12 protein-coding genes are annotated in these 13,679 nt (G+C 73.9%); 7 read left to right on the top strand and 5 right to left on the bottom strand.

The window, feature by feature from the left end; genetic code table 11:
• Window position 1 precedes the first annotated feature (1 nt).
• Both L3X23_RS23140 and L3X23_RS23135 read left to right on the top strand, forming a co-directional pair.
• Window positions 2–973, top strand: coding sequence for an ABC transporter ATP-binding protein (locus tag L3X23_RS23140; RefSeq protein ID WP_237194476.1), 972 nt, complete (start codon window positions 2–4; stop codon window positions 971–973).
• Between the two features lie 70 nt (window positions 974–1,043).
• Complete coding sequence (locus L3X23_RS23135; protein WP_237194475.1) at window positions 1,044–2,138, top strand: ABC transporter ATP-binding protein; 1,095 nt, start codon at window positions 1,044–1,046, stop codon at window positions 2,136–2,138.
• 91 nt (window positions 2,139–2,229) lie between these two features.
• Here L3X23_RS23135 and L3X23_RS23130 read toward each other — a convergent pair whose 3' ends face one another.
• Window positions 2,230–2,826, bottom strand: a complete 597-nt coding sequence (locus L3X23_RS23130) for a DedA family protein (protein ID WP_237194472.1) — start codon at window positions 2,824–2,826, stop codon at window positions 2,230–2,232.
• A gap of 192 nt (window positions 2,827–3,018) precedes the next feature.
• Between L3X23_RS23130 and L3X23_RS23125 the strand changes: the two genes are divergently transcribed.
• Window positions 3,019–3,570, top strand: a complete 552-nt coding sequence (locus L3X23_RS23125; protein WP_237194471.1) for an RNA polymerase sigma factor — start codon at window positions 3,019–3,021, stop codon at window positions 3,568–3,570.
• The gene (locus L3X23_RS23120) at window positions 3,563–4,009 is read left to right on the top strand and encodes a hypothetical protein (RefSeq protein WP_237194469.1); all 447 of its coding nucleotides are present in this window, start codon (window positions 3,563–3,565) and stop codon (window positions 4,007–4,009) included. Before L3X23_RS23125 ends, L3X23_RS23120 begins: the two co-directional genes overlap by 8 nt.
• Before the next feature lie 10 nt (window positions 4,010–4,019).
• Here L3X23_RS23120 and L3X23_RS23115 read toward each other — a convergent pair whose 3' ends face one another.
• Entirely contained in the window at window positions 4,020–5,321 is a 1,302-nt protein-coding gene (locus tag L3X23_RS23115) for a S8/S53 family peptidase (protein ID WP_237194467.1), read from the bottom strand.
• 100 nt (window positions 5,322–5,421) lie between these two features.
• Here L3X23_RS23115 and L3X23_RS23110 point away from each other — a divergent pair, with 100 nt between their 5' ends.
• A complete protein-coding gene (locus L3X23_RS23110) occupies window positions 5,422–7,983 on the top strand; it encodes a CHAT domain-containing protein (protein WP_237194465.1) in 2,562 nt (853 codons plus the stop codon).
• Complete coding sequence (locus tag L3X23_RS23105) at window positions 7,980–8,576, top strand: hypothetical protein (protein ID WP_237194463.1); 597 nt, start codon at window positions 7,980–7,982, stop codon at window positions 8,574–8,576. Before L3X23_RS23110 ends, L3X23_RS23105 begins: the two co-directional genes overlap by 4 nt.
• Window positions 8,577–8,612: 36 nt before the next feature.
• Here L3X23_RS23105 and leuA read toward each other — a convergent pair whose 3' ends face one another.
• Window positions 8,613–10,409, bottom strand: a complete 1,797-nt coding sequence (leuA, locus tag L3X23_RS23100) for a 2-isopropylmalate synthase (protein WP_093086627.1) — start codon at window positions 10,407–10,409, stop codon at window positions 8,613–8,615.
• 238 nt (window positions 10,410–10,647) lie between these two features.
• Here leuA and L3X23_RS23095 point away from each other — a divergent pair, with 238 nt between their 5' ends.
• Window positions 10,648–10,950 carry a hypothetical protein gene (locus L3X23_RS23095; protein ID WP_093086879.1) on the top strand — a complete coding sequence of 101 codons (303 nt, stop codon included), beginning with the start codon at window positions 10,648–10,650 and terminating at the stop codon, window positions 10,948–10,950.
• Window positions 10,951–10,967: 17 nt separating this feature from the next.
• Here the strand turns inward: L3X23_RS23095 and L3X23_RS36285 are convergent, their stop codons facing one another.
• Window positions 10,968–11,987, bottom strand: coding sequence for a helix-turn-helix domain-containing protein (locus L3X23_RS36285; RefSeq protein WP_237194461.1), 1,020 nt, complete (start codon window positions 11,985–11,987; stop codon window positions 10,968–10,970).
• A 206-nt stretch (window positions 11,988–12,193) separates the two neighbouring features.
• The gene (locus L3X23_RS23085) at window positions 12,194–13,630 is read right to left on the bottom strand and encodes an NtaA/DmoA family FMN-dependent monooxygenase (protein WP_237194459.1); all 1,437 of its coding nucleotides are present in this window, start codon (window positions 13,628–13,630) and stop codon (window positions 12,194–12,196) included.
• Window positions 13,631–13,679: the final 49 nt, after the last annotated feature.

The raw sequence follows: 13,679 nt of genomic DNA, 5'->3' as shown, positions 1-13,679 counted from the left end.
CATGAGTGCGCTGCTGGAGGTCGAGGACCTCAAGGTCGCCTTCACCCGGCGCGGCGAGCCCGACTCGGTGGCCGTGGACGGGGTGAGCTTCGACGTGCAGCCCGGCGAGATCGTCGGGCTGGTGGGGGAGTCCGGCTGCGGCAAGTCGGTCACCTCGCTGGCGATCATGCGGCTGCTGCCGGAGCGTGGGAACCGCGTGACGGGCTCGATCCGCATGGACGGCGACGAGCTGACCGCCCTGTCCGACAGCCAGCTCCGGGAACGCCGGGGCCGGGACCTGTCGATGATCTTCCAGGACCCGCTGAGCTCGCTGAACCCGGTGATCACGGTGGGCCTGCAGATCACCGAGGTGCTGACCCGGCACCGGGGGATGGACAAGAAGGCGGCGCGCGCCGAGGCCGTCGAGCTGCTGGACCGGGTGGGGATCCCCGACCCGCGGCGGCGGCTCGACGCCTACCCCCACCAGCTCTCGGGCGGGATGCGCCAGCGGGCGCTGATCGCGATCGCGCTGGCCTGCTCGCCCCGGCTGCTGATCGCCGACGAGCCGACCACCGCCCTGGACGTCACCATCCAGGCGCAGATCCTGGACCTGCTCAAACAGCTCGTCGCGGAGACCGGGACGGCGCTGGTGATGATCACGCACGACCTCGGCGTCGTCGCCGGGCTGTGCGACCGGGTCAACGTGCTCTACGGCGGCCGGATCGTGGAGCGCGCGGAGCGGCACGAGCTCTTCCGTGCCCCGCGCCACCCGTACACCCACGGGCTCCTCGGCTCGATCCCGCGACTGGACGGCCCGCCGGGCGAGGACCTCGCCGCCATCAAGGGTTCGGTCAACGACAACCTGCCGTGGACGTCCGCGTGCGCCTTCGCGCCGCGGTGTCCGAACGCACTGGAGGTGTGCACGTCCGTGACGCCCGCGCCGGTCGAGGACGGCCGCTTCCTCCGCTGCCACAACCCGGTGGGGGCGTCGTGAGCGAGCTTGCGAGCGAACCATCGACACAGCGCCCAAGCGAAGCGCCGAGCTCGCGCAGCGAGGGAGAGCGATGAGTCTCCTGGAGGTCGAGGATCTGGCGGTCCACTTCCCGATCACGCAGGGAACGCTCGTCAGCCGGACGGTCGGGCACGTCTACGCCGTCGACGGGGTCTCGCTGACGATCGAGAAGGGCGAGACGTACGGGCTGGTCGGGGAGTCGGGCTGCGGCAAGTCGACGCTCGGCCGGGCGATCCTCAAGCTCACCGAGCCGACGCGGGGATCCGTGCGGTTCGACGGGCGGGACGTCGCCGCGCTGAAGGGCGAGGAGCTGCGCAAGGCGCGGCGCCGCTTCCAGATGGTCTTCCAGGACCCCCTGTCCTCGCTCGACCCGCGGCAGTCCGTGGAGTCGTTGCTCCAGGAGGGCATGAAGGCCCACGGGCTGACCGGCGGGCACGCCCGGCTGCAGGAGCTGGTCGACGCCGTCGGCCTACCGAAGGGGTCGCTGCGCCGCTACCCGCACGAGTTCTCCGGCGGGCAGCGGCAGCGGATCGGGATCGCACGGGCGTTGTGCGTGGAGCCGGACCTGATCGTGGCCGACGAGCCGGTCTCCGCGCTCGACGTCTCGGTCCAGGCCCAGGTGCTCAACCTGCTGTCGCGGCTGCAGGCCGAGCTGGGCCTGACATACCTGGTCATCGCGCACGACCTGGCCGTGGTCCGGCACGTCAGCGACCGGGTCGGGGTCATGTACCTCGGCGGGATCGTGGAGGAGGCGCCCGCCGGGGACCTCTACGCGGACCCGCAGCACCCGTACACGAAGGCGCTGCTCTCGGCCGTCCCGACGCCGGATCCCGAGGCCGAGGACCGACGCGAGCGGATCCTGCTGGCCGGTGACCTGCCGTCTCCCGCCGCCCCGCCGAGCGGCTGCCGCTTCCACACGCGGTGCCCGTGGAGGCAGGCGGACCGCTGTGCCACCGAACGCCCGGAGCTGCGGCAGCTCGAGGGCGCACCCGCCGGGCACCGGGTGGCCTGCCACCACGCCGAGGCGATCAAGGCGGGCACGATCCGCCCGCACGAGGTGGACGCGACCCTGGTGGACGAGGCCGCGGGGTTCCCGGTGGACGGGCCCGATCACGCGTCGAGCGTGCAGGAGATCTTGGGCAGGTGATCGCACGTTTCGTGCTCTCAGCGCGGTCCCCACGACACTGAGCGCACACGATCAGTGATCATGCAGCACTGAGAGCACGAAACGTGCAGGTTCAGGCGGCCTGCGGGCACGGGGCCGCGTGCCGGTCGGGGGCGCAGGTGCACTCCCGGGCGACGCGGCGCTTGGCCAGCAGGCCGATGACCAGGGCGGCCGGGGCGGCGATCGCCAGGCCGAACCACGGGTTGCCGGTCACCGCGGTGCCCACGAAGCCGAGGCCGAGGAACACCGTCGCCCAGACCAGCGCCCCGACCGCGGAGGCCAGGACCACGCTGCGCCACGGCAGCCGGAGGGCGCCGGACAGCAGCGTGGCCGTCACGACCCCGAACGGGACGAAGTAGGACGGCGCGATCACCCACGCCCCCGACGCGAGCATGCGCGACTCGATCCACCGCACCGCCCGCGCCCCTGCCGGGTAGCGGGAGAGCCTGCGCAGCAGGGCCGGACCGGCGCTGCGCCCCAGCGCGTACTTGACCAGGTCGCTGACCAGCGACCCGAGTGCCGCCGCGCCGATCGCGACCGGCAGCAGCAGGCCACCCGCCCCGGCGACCGCGCCACCCGCGAGGAGCACGGGCTCCGCCGGTGCGAACGGGATCGCCGACCAGCACAGCAGGAACAGGTAGGCGGCGAGGGGAGCCACGGGCAACACCACGGCTCGACCGTACGCGACCCCGCAGTCCGGTCACTGCGGGTGACCCGCCGTCGCCCGGTCGGAGTCGTATCGCCCCGGGCCCGGATCGCCTCCTCACGGCAGAGGCGCGTCGGGGAAGGTCTGGGATGGTCGGCAGTGGGTCGGATAGGTTCCTCCTCACCACATGGGGTGACCGAGGAGGAACGGGCGAGCGTGGACCGAGAGGACGTCGCGGACGTCGTCCGTCGCGCCGCGGACGGGGACGAGGCGGCCTGGCACCGCCTGGTCGAGGACTTCTCCTCGCTGGTCTGGTCGGTGGCCCTGCGGCAGGGTCTGGGCAGGCCGGACGCGGGCGAGGCCGTGCAGATGACGTTCCTGCGGCTGGTCGAGAACCTGGGCACGCTGCGCGAACCCGAGGCGATCGGCGGCTGGCTGGCCACCACCGCCCGCCGGGAGGCGTGGCGGCTGGCCCGGCGGGCCGGTCGGGAGTCGCCGACGGAGACGGAGCTCGACGCCCCGGCGACCGAGCCGGGGCCGGAGGAGCGCGCGCTCGACGGGGAGCGGGCCCGCCTGGTCCGGGCCGCCTTCGAGGCGCTCGACGAGCGCTGCGCCCGGCTGTTGGAGCTGGTCGTGGTGCTCGCGCTGCCGTACGCGCAGGTCTCGTCGGTGCTGGACATGCCGATCGGCAGCATCGGGCCGACCCGGGCGCGGTGCCTGGACCGGTTGCGCGCGCTGCTGCCGGAGGGGGTGGGCAGCGATGACTGACGACGAGCTGGCCGCCGAGCTGGCCGCGGCCCTCGCCGACCGCCGGGCCCCCCGCGAGGTGGTGGAGGCCGCCAAGGGCCTGTTCGCGTGGCGGACCGTCGACGCCGAGCTCGCCGCACTCACCTACGACTCCCTGGTCGACGGGCTCGAGGGTGTGGTGCGCGGAGCCGCCGGACCGCGGGCGCTGGCCTTCGAGGCGGGCGACGTGGAGATCGAGATCGAGGTCGTGCCGGGGCTGGGCGGCAGGCGGCTCGTCGGGCAGCTCGCGCCCGGCGGCGGGGCCGCGGTGGAGCTGGTCCTGGGGGGCGAGTCGCTCTCCCTGACCGCGGACGAGCTGGGCCGCTTCGCCGCCGACCTGCCCGCGGAGACGGTGGCGTTGTCGCTCACGATCACCCTGCCGGGCGGCCGGGTGATCGTGAGCGGACGGATCGCGGTCTAGTCCCGGGCCACTAGGTACCGGGCAGGATCTGCAGCGCACGGCCGTAGTCGGGCAGCCGCACCGCGTGGCGCGTGATCTCGGCCAGCGCCGCGTGCGGGCTGCCGCCGCACTGCGGGGTGAGCCGGCTGATCAGCCCGGCGAGCTGGGGCGCCGCGAAGGACGTCCCGCTCCAGACGGCCCAGGCGTCCGGGCCGAAGGTGTCCGGCTCCGGGTCGATGAACGCCGACTCCGTCCCCACCGGGTAGGGCGCGACGACGCCCTCGCCCACCACCGAGAAGTCCACCCAGAAGCCGCGGGTGGACCAGGGCGCGCCGTGGCCGGTCGAGGTCAGGGCCGCGACGGACACGACGCGGCTGAAAGCGGCGGGCCAGACCGGGCGTTCGTCCCCGTAGTTGCCCGCCGCGGCGACCACGACCACCTCGGCGGGCAGCGACTCCAGGGCGACGTCGATCGCCACGGGGGGCTGGTCGTCGAGCGTGCGGGTGCCGAGGGAGAGGGAGATCACCGTCGCGCCGTCCGCGGCGGCCCGGACGATGGCCTCGGCCACCTCCACCTCGGTGCCGATCCCGTCGGAGTTGAGCGCCTTGTAGGCCCGCACCCGCGCCCCCCGGTCCACCTGCAGCAGGGCGCCGACGCCGAACGTGCCGTGCCCGGCGGCGAACCCGAGCGTGCGGTCCTTGCCGAACTCGGTCAGCAGGTCCTTCTCGGCGAGCTCCAGGCGGGACAGCCAGCCGTCGGTGCGCTCGTCGGTGTTCACCCCGGTGTCGATCACCGCCACCAGCGGGCGGTCGTCGACGGGCACCGGCGGCGGCTGCACCCGACCCGTGGTGTTCTCGGGTCCGCCCTGCCCCTTCGCCCAGGGGCCGAGCGGGGTCAGGTGGTTCAGCGAGGCCGGGACGCCGCGGCTCTGCAGGACCAGCAGCACCTCGTCGAGCCGCTCGACCGGCAGGTTCGACACGAGCGAGCGCAGCCGGGTCACCCGGCCGTCGAGCGCGGTGTCGCCCGCCTCGAAGTCCAGCTCGGTGAGCAGCGCGCGGACGTTGGCGTCCAGTTGGGTGGTGCGGACCAGCAGCTCGTCCGGCGCGGCCAGCACCGAGCGGTCCCCCCGGCGGACGGTGCAGGTGCACGGCCCGCGCTCGCCCGCGCGCTCGTCGATCTCCCGCAGCAGCGCGTTCTGGTAGGCCTCCGCGCCGGGACTCGCGAAGTAGGCCGCCTGGGCGGTGACACCCTGCCGGTCGATCAACCGCTGCTCCGCCGTCCGGACGTATCCGGTGTCGGTGTCCGCGATCGCGAACTCTTTTCCCCAAGCCATGGGTGCCTCCTGCGTGCGCGCCGTCGTAACCTGCCTCCACCCCGGGGCGGCAGGCGGTGTCATGAATCAGGACGTGTCCACTGATCTCGTGATACGTGCTGTGGCGTTGCACGCGGAGGTCGTGGCGGACCCGCGGAGCGCGGGTCCGGCCGTGCCCGCGCTCGTCGCGGAGGCCCGCCGGGCCGCGGTGGCGCGGGAGGCGCTCGTCGTCGCGCTGCGGGCGCAGGCCGCCTACGAGCGGTCCCGGACCGCGCACGACTCCGCGAAACGGCTGCTCGACGAGGCGGTCCGGTTGGCCAGGGCGGCCGGGCTGGCCGAGCGGTTGCACGAGGTCCTGGTGTCCCGCGCCGTCGTCCAGCTGGAGCGGGGCCGGTTCGCGCCCGCCGCGCGCGATCTCGACGCCGCCGCGCAGGCGGCGCCGGGCGGGGACACGGAGCTGGAGCTGCAGCGGGCGTCCGTGCTCTACAACGTCGGCAGGCTGCCCGACGCCGCCCGCATCTGCCGCCGCGTCCTCGCCGACCCCCGGACCACCCGTGAGACCGAGGCGAAGGTGGCCAACAACCTGGCCATGATCGAGGCGCAGCTGGGGCGCCCGGAGGTCGCGCTGGGCCTGCTCGACCGCGCCGACGCCCTCGCCGGGCCGGCACTCGGGGCGCTCGTGGCCTGCTCCCGCGGGTGGGTCCTCGCGCGGGCGGGCCGCCTGGCGGACAGCCTGCGCGCCTTCGACGCCGCCGAGCAGCGCTACCGCGCGGTCGGGCTGGCCGAGGGCGAGCTCCACCTCGAACAGCTCGACACGTTCCTCGACCTGCGGCTGACCGCCGAGGCGCGCACCTCCGCCCGGCGCGCCCAGGAGACCTTCGCGGCGGGCGGGGCCGGCCTGATGGGGGCCGAGGCCCTGCTCCGGCTCGCGCAGGTGGAGGCCCGCGGGCGCGACCCGGAGGCCGCGCTCGCCCCGGCCGCCGCGGCGACCGCCGCGTTCCGGGCCCAACGGCGCCCGGCCTGGGTGGCCCGGGCGGAGATCGTCCGGGTGACGGCGCTGCTCGCGGTCGGCCGGGTCGAGCCGATCGACCTGGCAGCGGCCCGCCGCGCCGTCCGCACCCTCGCCGCGAACGGGCAGCGTGCCGCGCTCGTCGACGGCCACCTGGCCGCAGGCCGCGCCGCACTGGCCCTGGGCAGACGGCCCGTCGCCCGCGCCCACCTCGCCGCCGCGCTGACCGAGGGGAGACGCGGATCGGTGCTGGTCAGGGCGCAGGCCCGGCTCGCCGGGGCGCTGGCCGCCCACGCCGAGGGGGACGACGCCGGCGTCGTCCGCCACGCCCGCGGCGGCCTGCTGGACCTCAACCGGCACCGCGACACCCTCGGCTCGACGGAGCTGCGCGCCCTCGCCTCCGGGCACGGCGTGGAGCTCGGCAGGCTCGGCCTGCGGGCCCTGCTGCGGTCGGCGCCGCCCGCGGACGTGCTGCGGTGGCTCGACCGGATCCGGGCGGCGGCCCTGCTGACCTCGGCGCCGCCGCTGGAGGAGGAGGTCCGCGCGCCGCGCGCCGCGTTGGCGGCGGTGCAGGCCGAGCTCGCCCAGCTGCGGCGAGACGGTGCGGCCGAACCCGCGACGCTGCTCGCCGAGCAGGCCACCCTGGAGGTCCGGGTGCGCAAGGCGGCCTGGCGCAGCCGTGCGGGCGAGCCGGGGCGGGGTGGCACCGCCTCCCTCTCCGAGGTCCGACGGCTGCTGGCCGGGCGCCCGCTCGTCGCCTACGGCACCGACGGGGGCCGGGTCTTCGCGGTCGTGGTCCGGCCCCGCCGCACCGAGCTGGTGGGCCTCGGCGCCCGGGCGGACGTGGCGGTCGAGGCGGAGGCGCTCGGTGCCGCGCTGCGCAGGCTCGGGCGCCCCGGCAGGCCCTCGCGGTCCGCCCCCGCCGCGGTCCGGCACGCGGTGGGCCGGTTGCGGGAGCTGCTCGTCGCGCCGTTGGGGCTGGATCCGCAGGCCCCCGTCGTCGTGGTGCCGGACCCGACCACCCGGGAGGTGCCGTGGTCGGCCCTGCACCCGGGGCCGGTCTCCGCCGCGCCGTCGATGTCGCTGTGGGCGCGGACGGCGGGCACCCCGGCCGCGGGCGGCCGGACCGTCCTGGTGGCGGGGCCGGGGCTGCCCGGCGCGGTCGAGGAGGTGACCCGGTTGCGCGAACTCCACCCGGACGCCGACGTGCTGGTGCCGCCCGCGGCGAGCGTCGCCGCCGTCACGGCGACCTTGGCGGGGGCGGAGCTCGCCCACCTCGCCTGCCACGGGCTCGTCCGGGCCGACAACCCGATCTTCTCCGCGGTCCGCCTGGCGGACGGGGACATGACGGTGCACCGCCTCGACCTGCTCGGCGCCGCCCCGCGCCGCACGGTGCTCGCGGTCTGCGAGTCCGCGGCCGGGGTGCCCGTCGAGGGTGACGAGGTGTTGGGCCTGGTCGGTGCCCTGATGGCCCGCGGGACGGCCGCGGTGGCGGCCAGCATCGCGCCGATCGGGGACGCGGTGACCGTCGGGTTCTCCCTCGACCTGCACCGGGCGCTGGCCCGCGGCGAGACGATGGCGGACGCCGTGCACGCGGCCCGCGCGGCCGTGGACGTCGAGGACCCGCACGGCCTGGTCCTGCACACCGCGTTCACCGCGTTCGGTGCCGCATGAGCGGGACCAGGCACGCGTTGCACGGGGTGGCCGAGCTGCTGCTCGCGGGCCCGCAGTTCCGGGCGGCCGGGACCATCCGGCTGCGCGTGGTGCCGAGTGGGTTCGGTCAGGTCAGCGGGTCACTGCGGGTCTCGGGGACCGAGCTGGTGTGGGAGGGCGGGCGGGCGCCGCTGCGCGGCACCTACCGCGACCTGGCGGCGCGGGCGGGAGTGGAGCCCGGGGTGCCGGAGGGGGTGTACTCCGACCACTCGGGCGCCGCACTCGACGACGAGATCGTCGTCGACGAGGCGGCCACCCACCTGCTCCTCGGCTGGTTCGGCACCGGGGAGCGGGCGTTGCGCGCGTTCGCGCCGGAGAGCGAGCCCGTGCTGTGGCCCGAGCACTTCGATCTCGCGATCGCGAGGGACGAGGTGAACTACGGCGTGTCACCGGGGGACGCCGGGCACCCGGAGCCGTACGCCTACGTGGGGCCCTGGACGCCGCGGTCCGGCCCGTTCTGGAACGCGGACTTCGGCGCCGTGCACGAACTCACGGACGAGGCGACCCTGCGGACGTTCTTCGAGGCGGGCAGCTCCGCCGCTCGTGCGTGGTAAGTGGTGCTCTGGCACCACTTACCACGCACGGGTGCGTCAGCGCAGGGCCCGGTTGATGGCCGAGACCAGGGCCTTGAAGCTGGCGGAGACGATGGAGGAGTCGATGCCGACGCCCCAGAGCACCTTGTCCTCGACGGTGCACTCGACGTAGGCCGCGGCCCGGGCGTCGTCGCCCCCGCCCATGGCGTGCTCGTGGTAGTCGAGGACCCGGACGTCGAAGCCGATGCCGGCCAGCGCGTCCACGAACGCGGCCAGCGGGCCGTTGCCGCTGCCGGTGATCTCGTGCAGGTCGTTCTCCACGCGGACGGTCGCGACGATCTCGTCCCGGCCCTCGCCGTCGCTGGTCAGCCGGTGCCGGATCAGCTTGAGCGGGGTCTCGCGGCTGAGGTACTCGGTCTCGAAGACGTCCCGGATCTCCTTGGGGGAGACCTCGCCGCCCTCGGTGTCGGTCACCTCCTGGATGACCTTGGAGAACTCCATCTGCAGCCGACGCGGCAGGTCCAGGCCGTGCTCGGTCTTCATGATGTAGGCGACGCCGCCCTTGCCGGACTGGCTGTTCACCCGGATCACGGCCTCGTACGTGCGGCCGATGTCCTTCGGGTCCACCGGCAGGTACGGCACCTCCCACGGGTGCTCGTCCACCTCGTGGCCCGCCGCCTCGGCGTCCGCCCGCATGGCGTCGAAGCCCTTGTTGATCGCGTCCTGGTGCGAGCCGGAGAAGGCCGTGTAGACCAGGTCGCCGCCCCACGGGTGCCGCTCGGCCACGGGCAGCTGGTTGCAGTACTCGACGGTGCGGCGGACCTCGTCGATGTCCGAGAAGTCGATCTGCGGGTCGATGCCCTGGGTGAACAGGTTCATGCCCAGGGTGACCAGGTCGACGTTGCCGGTGCGCTCGCCGTTGCCGAACAGGCAGCCCTCGATGCGGTCCGCGCCCGCCTGGTAGCCCAGCTCGGCGGCGGCGACGCCGGTGCCGCGGTCGTTGTGCGGGTGCAGCGACAGGATGATCCCGTCGCGGCGGGCCAGGTTGCGGTGCATCCACTCGATGCTGTCCGCGTAGACGTTCGGCGTGGCCATCTCGACGGTGGCGGGCAGGTTGACGATCATCGGCCGCTCCGGCGTGGGCTGCCAGATCGCGGAGACGGCGTTGACGACCTCGACCGCGTACTCCAGCTCGGTCCCGGTGTAGGACTCGGGCGAGTACTCGAAGCGCCAGTCGGTGTCCGGGTACTTCTCGCTGACCTGCTGCACGAACTCGGCGCCGTCCGTGGCGATCTTGGTGATGCCCGCCCGGTCCTGGCGGAAGACCACCCGACGCTGCAGCGCGGACGTCGAGTTGTAGAGGTGGACGATCGCGCTGTGCGCGCCCTCGCACGCCTCGAAGGTGCGCTCGATCAGCTCCGGACGGGCCTGGGTCAGCACCTGGATCCGGACGTCCGAGGGGATGGCGTCCTGCTCGATGATCTCGCGGACGAAGTCGAAGTCCGTCTGCGAGGCGGCCGGGAAGCCGACCTCGATCTCCTTGTAGCCCATGCGGACCAGCAGGTCGAACATGCGGCGCTTGCGCTGCGGGCTCATCGGGTCGATCAGCGCCTGGTTGCCGTCCCGCAGGTCGACGGCGCACCACAGCGGCGCCGTGGTGATCCGCTTGTCCGGCCACGTGCGGTCCGGCAGCGACACCGGCTCGACCAGCTCGTGGAAGGGCTTGTACCGGCCGAAGGGCATATGGCTGCCCTGCTGGCGGTTCCACGGCGCCTGGCCCGCGGGCGCGGGTACCGAGGGCGTACGGATCTTCGACGACGACGAGGCGGTGTAGGCGTCGGGAGAGAGGGACATCGCGGTGCTCCTAGCGTGGTCTTCAGGGTGAGACCGGCGCACGCCAGAAACCCGCGACGAGGGGCCGGTCGGTCAGACCCCGCCGCGGCGGCGAAGGAGCAGGCGCGCCATGCCCCGACTCTAACCCCCCGACCCCGGTCCCCCGCAACCGCCACTCGTTCGGGCGCGGCGCGGGACCCGGTGGGCCGGGCCGGTCGATGCCATACTCCTCGGTAACTGCGGGGTCGTGGAGGACAACATGGCGGTGGGGACGAACGTGCGACGGGGTGCGGGTCTGCTGGCCCGGGTGCTGAACCTGGTCGGCATGCTGATCGTGGCGGTCCTGGTCGTCCACATCGTGCTGACCCTGCTCGACGCGAACCCGGCCAACTTCCTCACGGAGTTCGTCCGCGACCTCGCGACCTACTTCAACCTGGGGCTGGACAACCTGTTCCTGCCCGCGGAGCCCAAGCTCGCGGTGACCCTGAACTACGGCACCGCTGCGATCATCTGGCTGATCATCACGGCCGTGGTCGTGCGGCTGGTGCGCCGCATCGGCTGACCCCGGGCGCGGCCCCGTCAGGGGGAGAGGGCCCGCCGCCCCTCGGCGCGTCCCGCGCGACCCGCCCGGTACTCGGACGGCAGGCAGCCGCGGTGGGCGCGGAACACCCGGTTCATGTGGGAGAGGTCGCTGAAGCCCCACCGGGCCGCGAGGTCGCTCAACGAGTTCCGGTCGCCCGCGGCGAGATCCCGCGCGCAGCCGGTCACCCGCATCGCGAGCACCGTCTGCGCGTAGGTCAGGTCGGCGCCCTGGTAGATCGCGTGCAGCTTGCGGGTCGACATCCGGAACCGCCGGGCGACCGCCGAGGACGACAGGTCCGCGCCGCTCTGCAGGTTCGCGGCGACGTACCGGTTCACCGAGGCGCGCAGGGACGACTCGAGCGACTCGCGGCCGGTGTCCCGGAGGGCCTCGCTCGCGCCCGCGGCCGCGGCGAGCACGACGTTCAGCGCGGACTCGGCGGCGTCGGCCTCCGCCGGACCGAGCCGCCCGACGTTGCCCCAGGTGGAGAGCACGGTGGACGCGGCGACGCTCGCGATGCCCCCGGCGGTCCCGTCGTGCGCGACGGCGGTGAACCGCTGCGGGGCGGCCAGGAGTGGCACGAGGTGCCCGCGCGGGATGCGGAAGGAGACCGCGCGCCACTCGCCGTGCGCCTCGTCCTCGAGGTAGGTCTGGGTGTAGGTCTCCGTGGTGTCGACGAACGAGAAGCCGCCCGCCTTCACGTGCGCGGTCCGCCCGCCCTGGTTGACGATGCAGGACCCGCGCGTCACCAGGTTCATGAAGACGTCCTCGGACTCGGTCCGCCGCAGCTCGGCGTCCCCGTGCGAGATCGTCTGGGTCTTCGACGACACCTCCGCGCAGTTGGTCGAGGTCAGCAGGCTCGACCGGACCCAGCTCGCGAGCCCGGGCTCCGCGGCGCTCGGGCGGCCGGACGCGGTTCCCCGGTCGGTCGCCAGCGGGGTGAAGGCCTGGCAGATGACCTCGCGCCAGTAGCTGAACTGCTCGCCGACCGGGCGGCTGGTGGTCGTCCAGTACTGCACCGTGTGCTCCTCCCGGTCCGCAGGTCCCCATGCTGCCGATCGGGCTGGGCGGTGGGGTTGCCGACGTGGAGCCGGTTCATCACGCGCGCCTCACCGGGCGGATGCCGGGGCTGTGAGGTCGGGCTGCGAGGTCGGACCGTGGGCCCCGGACCGCGGGCGGAAGGGGACGGGCCGAGCTCGCCGGGCGTGGCGGCTCGGCCCGTCGGTCACGATCCGGCGACCGGGGTCGGCGCCGGGTCCCAGCCCGCCGCCGTGCCGTTCGCGCTGCGGGCCGCGGCGTGGGTGAAGCTGCCCCGGTACCGGGCGGCGGGGTGTCGGGCGGGGAGTCTGCCGCCGCTGCCGGGGAACAGCTTCTCCCGCAGCGATCCCGGGGCGTACTCGCGCTGGGCGAGCCCCCGCTCCTGCAGGACGGGCATCACGTGGTCGACGAAGTCCTCGTAGGACTGGGGGAAGAACTGGCAGATCATGTTGACGCCGTCGATGCCGGCGTCCTGCCACTGTTCGAGCTGGTCGGCGATGGTCTCCGGGGTGCCGACCATCCGGCTGGCGTAGGACAGCGCCTTCACGATGTCCGCGACGCGCGCCTTCTGCCCGGGGTGCGAGGCCTCGAACATCCGGGCGTAGCCCTGGACCCCGGAGATGTCGGTCTGCTCGATCGGCATGTCCGGGTCGTAGTCGGCGAGGTCGATGCCCATGTCCCGGCTGACGTGCGAGGCGAGGCCGCGGTAGCTGACCCACTCGTCGATCTCCGCCGACTTGCGCCAGGCCTCCTCCTCGGTGCTGCCGACGACGAAGGAGAAGCCCTGCATGATCTTGATGTCGGTGGGCTCGCGGCCGGCCGCGACCACCAGCTCGCGCATCGAGGGGATGTCCGCGCGGGCGCCCTCGATCGTCGGGTAGATCGCGATGGTCTCCTCGGCGTGGCGGGCAGCGAACTCGCGCCCGACCTTCGACGCGCCCGCCTGGTAGAGCAGCGGGGTCCGCTGTGGCGACGGCGCCACGATGTGCGGCCCGAGCACCTTGTACCAGTCGCCCTGGTGGTAGATCCGGTGGATCTTGCTCTTGTCGGCGTACACGCCGTTCTCGCGGTCGATGAGGATCGCGTCGTCGTCCCAGGAGCCCTCCAGGAGCTTGTAGACGACCTGCATGTACTCCTCGGCCCACTGGTAGCGCTTGTCGTGCTCGACGAGCTGGTCGTAGCCGAAGTTCTGGGCGGCGTTGTGGGTGGCGCCGGTGACGATGTTCCACCCGATGCGCCCGTTGCTGAGGTGGTCCCAGGTCGCCATCTTGCGGGCGAAGGAGAACGGGTGCTCGCTCACGATCGAGCTCGTGAACGTGAGGCCCAGGTTCTCCGTCACCCCGATCAGCGCGCCGCACAGCGCCGCCGCGTCGTGGCAGGGGAAGTGCATCCCCTCCTCGATGTAGGCGTCCCACTCCCCGCCGTAGGCCGGGTCGATCCCGAGGATGTCGGCGAAGAAGATGCCGTCGAACTTGCCGCGCTCGAGGGTCGTGCACAGGTCGACCCAGGTCTGGAGCTCGTTGAAGTGCGCCTGCGTGGTGTCCGGCCTGCGCCACAGACCGTGGTAGATGTGCGACGGGACGTTCATCGTGAAGGCGTTGAAGATCAGCCGTGGTCGGTCCACGTGGGTCCTCCTGACGGGGTGCGTGGCTGGTGGGTGGCTCAAGCCTGGC

Origin of the sequence: Pseudonocardia sp. WMMC193 (assembly GCF_021728735.1) — a bacterium.
Lineage (GTDB): Bacteria > Actinomycetota > Actinomycetes > Mycobacteriales > Pseudonocardiaceae > Pseudonocardia > Pseudonocardia oroxyli.
Note: the sequence above shows the minus strand (reverse complement) of the source record. Positions and strands in the feature narration are given on the sequence as shown.